Source organism: Modestobacter sp. VKM Ac-2984, from assembly GCF_026967985.1.
Classification (GTDB): Bacteria; Actinomycetota; Actinomycetes; order Mycobacteriales; family Geodermatophilaceae; genus Modestobacter.
On the sequence record NZ_JAPVBJ010000003.1, the window covers coordinates 577,447 to 583,710 of the forward strand.

Annotated in this window: 6 protein-coding genes and 1 rRNA gene; 2 read left to right on the forward strand and 5 right to left on the reverse strand. The window is 75.4% G+C overall.

What is annotated here, in order from left to right; genetic code table 11:
* The first annotated feature begins 32 nt into the window (after positions 1-32).
* Entirely contained in the window at positions 33-371 is a 339-nt protein-coding gene (locus O2W16_RS09750; RefSeq protein ID WP_269158619.1) for an alkyl sulfatase C-terminal domain-containing protein, read from the forward strand.
* A 24-nt stretch (positions 372-395) separates the two neighbouring features.
* Here the strand turns inward: O2W16_RS09750 and O2W16_RS09755 are convergent, their stop codons facing one another.
* Both O2W16_RS09755 and O2W16_RS09760 read right to left on the reverse strand, forming a co-directional pair.
* Positions 396-1,505, reverse strand: coding sequence for an HAD-IIA family hydrolase (locus O2W16_RS09755; protein ID WP_269158620.1), 1,110 nt, complete (start codon positions 1,503-1,505; stop codon positions 396-398).
* A 36-nt stretch (positions 1,506-1,541) separates the two neighbouring features.
* Complete coding sequence (locus tag O2W16_RS09760; protein WP_269158621.1) at positions 1,542-1,943, reverse strand: tetratricopeptide repeat protein; 402 nt, start codon at positions 1,941-1,943, stop codon at positions 1,542-1,544.
* Between the two features lie 150 nt (positions 1,944-2,093).
* Here O2W16_RS09760 and O2W16_RS09765 point away from each other — a divergent pair, with 150 nt between their 5' ends.
* Positions 2,094-3,362, forward strand: a complete 1,269-nt coding sequence (locus tag O2W16_RS09765) for a DUF1015 domain-containing protein (protein ID WP_269158622.1) — start codon at positions 2,094-2,096, stop codon at positions 3,360-3,362.
* Positions 3,363-3,380: 18 nt separating this feature from the next.
* On the opposite strand, the gene O2W16_RS09770 is transcribed toward O2W16_RS09765, so the two are convergent.
* The 3 genes from O2W16_RS09770 to rrf form a co-directional block, all read right to left on the reverse strand.
* A complete protein-coding gene (locus O2W16_RS09770) occupies positions 3,381-3,740 on the reverse strand; it encodes a single-stranded DNA-binding protein (RefSeq protein ID WP_269158623.1) in 360 nt (119 codons plus the stop codon).
* Between the two features lie 85 nt (positions 3,741-3,825).
* Positions 3,826-4,836, reverse strand: a complete 1,011-nt coding sequence (locus O2W16_RS09775) for a tetratricopeptide repeat protein (protein WP_269158624.1) — start codon at positions 4,834-4,836, stop codon at positions 3,826-3,828.
* Between the two features lie 1,357 nt (positions 4,837-6,193).
* A 5S ribosomal RNA gene (gene rrf / locus O2W16_RS21670) occupies positions 6,194-6,264 on the reverse strand; the annotation flags it as partial.

The window sequence follows — 6,264 nt, forward strand, 5'->3', positions numbered from 1 at the left end:
AGCCCGGTCCTCGGCTGGAGGAGGCACCACACGTGGCGACGCTCGACGAGTGCATGATCGCCCTGGACGACTTCGTCGGGAAACTGGCCGCCAAGGAGGGCGCGCGGGACCTGGACCGCAGCGTCTCCTGCCGGCTGACCGACCTCGACCACGTTGTCGCCGGCCGGCTGGCCCGCGGCTCGGTGCACGACATGGCCGCCGTGCCGGACGGGCCGTCGGTGCCCAAGGCCGACATTCGGCTGACGATGACCAGCGACGACCTGCTGGCCCTGACGTCGGGGCAGCTGTCCTTCGGGCCCGCGTGGGCGTCGGGCCGGATCAAGCTCGAGGCAGGTCTCCGCGACATGTTGCGGCTGCGCTCGCTCCTCTGACCCGCTGGTCCCGCTGGCCTGTCCTCACCTGCCGGTCAGGCCCCAACGGGCGAGCACCTCGGCGGCTGCGTCGTCACCGGCGTGCGGCACCGCCGTCCGTCCGTCTCCGGGGTGCTGCGCCCAGTGCGCGACGGCGAGCGCGCGGAGGCCGTCCAGCCCGTCGGCCCCCTGGCGCTCCGGCCCGACGGCGCGCAGCGTGAGCTGCTCCCCGTCGGTGCGGGCCTCCCAGCCGCCGCACCGCCAGACGCCCGGGGCCTCGACCGGGGTCACGACCGGGTGCGCGACGAGCAGCCCGGCGGCATCGGCGGAGATGAGGTCCGGCCGGTGCACCGGGCCGGCGGCGAGCAGGTCGGCGGGAGAGGCCACCCCGGAGAACACCAGCAGGCTGGCCGCGTCGGCCCGCCGGGCGCCCTCGATGTCGGTGTCCAGCCGGTCGCCGACCACCAGTGGCCGGCGGGCGCCGGTCCGGCGGACGCACTCGGCGTGCATGGCCGGGTCGGGCTTGCCGGTGACCAGCGGCTGCTGCCCGGTGACCGTGCTGACGACGCCGACCAGCGCTCCGTTGCCGGGCAGCACGCCCCGCGGTGAGGGGATGGTCGCGTCGGTGTTCGTGGCGACGTGCCGGGCTCCCTGCCGCACCGCCACCACCGCCTCGGCCAGCTGGGCCCACCCGACCTGCGGCCCGTAGCCCTGGACGACGGCGGCCGGTTCGTCCTCGGCCCGCTCGACCACCGTCAGACCGGCTGCCGACAGGGCGGCCGCGACGCCGGGACCGCCGACCGGCAGCACCCGGGCGCCCGGCCCGACCAGCCCGGCCACGACCGAGGCGGCGGCCTGCGAGCTGGTGATGACGTCGTCGGGCGCGGCTGGGATGCCGAGCTCGGTGAGGTGGGTGGCCACCTGCTCCGGCGTGCGGGCGGCGTTGTTGGTGACGAAGCCCAGCCGCATGCCATGGTCCCGGGCGGTCTCCAGGGCCGCGGGTACGCCGGGCACGGCGACGGGGCCGACGTAGACGACCCCGTCGAGGTCGAGGAGGGCCACGTCGTACGCCCGGGTGGGTGGGGTGTCGGTGCCTGCGGCCAGCAGCGTGCGGACGTCGGTGGTGCGCGGGCTGGACCCAGCGTCGGAGCTCACGCCGTCATCCTGTCGCAGCGGCCCGGGAGCCTGTCCTCAGGGCAGCTCCGTCGCCATCCCCCGCCGGGCCCGGACACCGCGCAACGCCCGGGCGTAGTGACCCTGGTCCGGACGCATCGCCACGGCCAGCGCGAGGTGCTCGGCGGCGAGCTCGAGGTCGCCGGCCCGGCTGGCGGCGAGCCCGAGGCCGAACTGGGCGTAGTCGTCGGCCGGGTCGGCCGCGATCAGCGCGCCGAAGTTCTCGATCGCCTCGCGGTACCGGCCGGCGTCGTACTGGGCCCGGGCGAGCGCCTCCCGGACGCTCCGCGAACCGGGTTCGGCGGCCAGTGCACGGCCGAGCAGGGTCGCGGCCGCATCGGGGTTGCCGTCGCCCAGCAGGTGGAGCCCCCGCTGGTACCAGTCGTAGACGCCACCGTCCGGCTGTCCCAGGTCCGCCATCGCAGCTCCTCCCCCGCGCCTCCCCGGCGCTGCACACCCTGCCGTGTCGGCAGGTACCCCTCCGGTCCCCGGTGCGGGCGCTCCTACGATCGACTCCGTGCCCTCGACGACTCCCTGCCCACGACGTCGGCGGATGCCCCGCCTCCCGACGTGACGGGCCTCGACGTCCGGCCGTTCCGCGCCCTCACCTATCGAGAGCACGACGCCGACCACCTGGCGCGGGTGAGCTCACCGGCCTACGACCTGGTGAACCCGGCAGGGCGGGACCGTCTGGCCGCCGCCGATCCGCACAACATCGTCCGCCTGATCCTGCCCGACGTCGAGCCGTTGCCGGGACCGGAGGTGTCCCGCGCCGAGCGCGACCGCCGGTCCGCGGCCGTCGCCGGGGAGACGCTGCGGGACTGGCTGGCCGCAAACGTGCTGGTCCGCGACCGGGTCCCCGCGCTGTGGCGGTACGAGATGGCCACGCCGGGGGCCGAGCCCACGGTCGGCTGGCTGGGCGCGGTCACCCTGCCCGCTCCCGGGTCGGTGGCCGTGCTCCCGCACGAGGACACCTTCCCCCCGGCGGTGGCCGGTCGGGCCGCGCTGCTGGCAGGGACCGACACCGACCTGGAGCCCATCGTCCTCGCGCACGATCCCGACCCGGAGGTGGCGGCGCTGACCCGGCAGACCGGAGAGCTCGCACCCACGCTCGAGGTCGCCGACCCCGACGGGGTGGTGCACCGGCTGTGGCGGGTCACCGACCCCGTGCTCCTGGACCGGCTGACCCGCGCGCTGGCCGGGACCGCCGCGGTGATCGCCGACGGGCACCACCGCTTCGCCGCCGCCCGCGACCACCACCACGGTCATGCCGGGCACGGCAGCGTGCTGGCGCTGGTCACGCCGATGGGGGCCGGCGGGCTCCGCGTCCGGGCCATCCACCGCGTGGTGCCCGACCTCTCGATGTCGACCGCGCTGGGGTCGGCGGCTGCCGGGTTCACCGTCCGCGACGTCGTACCGTCCGGCGGCGTCCGGGCAGCGGTCGCGGACTGGCTGGACACCGGCGCAGACGGCACGTTCCTGCTCACCGACGGCAACCGGGTCGCCGAACTGTCCGAACCGTCGCCGGCGATGCGGGCGGCCGTACCGGCTGAGGCGCCCACGGCCTGGCGCCGGCTGGACGTCGTCCTCGCCCACTCCGCGCTGCTGGCCGGTCTCTGGGGGCGCCCGGACGACCCGTCGTCGGTGCTGGTCGCCCACGACGTCGAGGAGGCGCTGCGGCTGGCCGAGGAGCGGGCCGGGGTGGCCCTGCTGCTGCGGTCTCCCTCGCCGACCGATGTCGCCGCGGTCGCCCGGGCCGGGGCACGGATGCCCCGGAAGTCGACGCTCTTCGTGCCCAAGCCCCGCACCGGACTGGTGCTGCGCCCGCACGGGGACTGACCGGCGGCCGCACCCGGCTCATCCCGACTCGGCGGATGGCCGTGGCGCTGCCCGGGAGACCTTGCGGCCGCGCCGGCAGGTCACCTCGTAGGCGACCGCCGTGCCGGTCGGGGTCCGCCAGAACCGACGCTGCAGCGCCCCCTCCACCTCCACCACGTCGTCGGTCGTCCAGGCGGCCGCGTAGCGCTGGAGCGCCGGCAGCAGGCTGACGCAGGTGATGACGTCGGACTTCGGCCCCCGAGGCCGCGGGCTGTCCCGGCGGACGACGAGCTTGAACACCAGCAGGGTGTCGCCGCTGGGCAGCGGGCGCAGCTCGGGTGCGGCGGACAGCCGACCGCGCAGGACGACGTCGTTCCGGTCGATGACAGCGAGGCTCATGCAGGCAGCCTCGCTGCCCGGAACGCACACCGGCCAGGTGCGCCCACGGTCTGTGGACGTACCTGGCCGGTGTGGACGACGGGGGTCAGTCCGTCGGTGCCTCCTGCTCCGGGACGTCGTGCCCGGGCGCCTCCTGGAACAGGCGCGTGTGGTCCCGCTCCACGGGGGGCGGGGTCTCGCCCAGGAGCTCGGCCACCTCGGCCTCGATGTCATCGGCCGAGACGTCCCCGAAGTCGACGTCCGCGAACTCCACGCCGCCGATCTCGGCGGTGGGAAGCTGCACAGCGTCGTCCGCACCCGATTGGTCGCCCTCGGTCGGACCTGCCGGCGGGTCCTCCTGCGCGACGGCCTCTTCCTGGGCGATCTGCTCGTCGACGACCGGCTCGTCGGCGATCGCCCCGTCGACATCCGGGTCGCCGGTGGCCTCGCTCTCGTCGGCCTCCTCGTCCTCGTCCGCGAAGAGGGCTGCGACGCCGGTGAGGTCGTCCGGGTCGGCTGCGGCGATGGCGGCGAACCAGTCGCCGGCCAGTTCCTCCTCACCGCGGGCGTCGAGCAGCTCGGCGTACGCGGTGGCGAGTCGGAGCTGGCCGAGATCCGGGTGGCCCAGCGTGGCCGGGGTCGGGCGTCCGCCGAGGGCAGCCTCCAGCACGAGTGCAGCGGCTGCTGTCTCACCCAGGTCCTGCCGCGCCCCGGCCTCCACGAGGTGCAGCTCCACGAGCTCCTCCTCGCCGGGCTCGGTGGTCAGCGCCTCCTGGACCAGTCGCAGGGCGTTCTCCGGCCGGCCGAGGGCACGCTCACAATCGGCCAGCACTGCGCGGTAGCTGTCGTCCCCGCTCATCCGTGCGTAGGCCCGCAGCTCACGAGCAGCCTCGGCGTAGTCGCCTGCGTGGTAGGCGGCAACGCCGACGGCCTCGCGGACGGCAGCGATCCGGGACGCCCGGTCCCGCGCAGCGCGTGCGTGCTCGAGGGCCAGCTCCGGCTCGTCGTCGAGCAGTCCGCCCGCGGCCACGAGGTGTCGGGCCACGGTGTCGGCATTGCGGGAGTCGAGCCCGCGCAGCGCCGACCGGACCGACTGGTCCAGGTCGCGCGGGTCCACCCACTCCGGCAGAGCCGGCCCGGCGGGACGACGTACCGCGGCCTCAGCATTGGGCCGCCGATCCTCCCCGGCAGGGCGGCCACCCTGCGGACGGTCACCACCCGGACGACGGTCCTGCCACGCCGGGCGATCACCCTGCGGGCGGTCACCACTGGGACGACGGTCCTGCCACGCGGGCCGGTCACCCTGCGGACGCCCCTGCCCCTGCGGACGATCCCCGCTGGGACGACGGTCCTGCCCCTGCGGACGGTCACCGCTGGGACGACGGTCCTGCCACGCGGGCCGGTCACCCTGGGGGCGGCCCTGCCCCTGCGGACGGTCACCACTCGGGCGACGGTCCTGCCAAGAAGGCCGGTCACCCTGCGGACGCCCACCACCCTGCGGACGGTCACCCTGCGGACGGCCCTGCCCCTGCGGACGGTCTCCACCCGGACGGCGGTCCTGCCAAGAAGGCCGGTCACCCTGCGGACGCCCACCACCCTGCGGACGGTCACCCTGCGGACGGCCCTGCCCCTGCGGACGATCGCCACTGGGACGACGGTCCTGCCAGGAGGGCCGGTCACCCTGCGGACGCCCACCACCCTGCGGACGATCCCCGCTGGGACGACGGTCCTGCCACGCGGGACGGTCACCCTGCGGACGCCCCTGGCTCTGGGGACGGTCACCACTCGGCCGACGGTCCTGCCAGGAAGGACGGTCACCCTGCGGACGGCCCTGCTCCTGCGGACGGTCTCCACCCGGCCGACGGTCCTGCCACGCGGGACGGTCACCCTGCGGACGGCCCTGCCCCTGCGGACGATCCCCGCTGGGACGACGGTCCTGCCAGGAGGGCCGGTCACCCTGCGGACGCCCACCACCCTGCGGACGCCCAGAGCCCTGCGGCCGACCGCCGCCGGACCGACCGCCAGAAGAACGCTCGCCAGCGGGGCGCCGATCGCGCCACTCGCCGCCAGGACCACCGGGTGCGCTCGGACGATCGTCACGTGACGACCCGCGGCCGCTGGCGGCACCACGGCTGCCATCGGCAGGCCGGGCCCCCCGATTGCCCTCGGTCGGTCGGGACCCGCGGTGTCCGGCTGGCCGCTGCGGACGGCCGGCGCCACCCTGACGGGCTGCGCCGCCACTGCCGCCGGCGCTACGACCTCGATCTGACCCTGACGGCCCTCGTCGCGGAGAAGTCATGGTGTTCTACGTACCTCACTGATGAACGGCGCACGCCCGGTGGGGGCACCTGAACGGCATCGCATCCACCCGGTTCCCCGCGGTAGCGGCTGGATCCGGTCGGTCGACGAAAGCGGACAAACGCACAAAACGGGGGCCGGAGCGCAATGCTCCGACCCCCGTTTCGTGAAGTTATGTCCGGCGGCGTCCTACTCTCCCACCCGGTCCCCCGGGCAGTACCATCGGCGCTGAAAGGCTTAGCTTCCG